We start from the raw sequence: 268 nt of genomic DNA, 5'->3' as shown, positions 1-268 counted from the left end.
GAATGGCCGAAAACAAGGAGGCCAAGATGGACTTGCGACTGAGATCCTATAAGGGAAAACGCCCGCAACTGGGCAAACGGGTGTATGTAGACCCCTGCGCGACACTGGTGGGCGATATCGAGCTGGCTCACGATGCTCGAATGAAATGAATAGGCAATTCACCATTTCGCCAGGTTCAGGAACAACGCTTACCTCCTATATAGAATAGAAGAAGTTAAACGATGAGTTGAGGCAGTTGAGGCAGTTGAGGCAGTTGAGGCAGTTGAGG

Annotated in this window: 1 pseudogene; it reads left to right on the top strand. The window is 50.4% G+C overall.

The features are described from left to right. Window positions 1-26: 26 nt before the first annotated feature. Window positions 27-137: pseudogene (locus L972_RS20470) on the top strand (gamma carbonic anhydrase family protein); the annotation flags it as partial. Window positions 138-268 lie beyond the last annotated feature (131 nt).

This window comes from Aeromonas sp. ZOR0001, from assembly GCF_000801015.1.
GTDB lineage: Bacteria > Pseudomonadota > Gammaproteobacteria > Enterobacterales > Aeromonadaceae > Aeromonas > Aeromonas veronii.
Note: the sequence above shows the minus strand (reverse complement) of the source record. Positions and strands in the feature narration are given on the sequence as shown.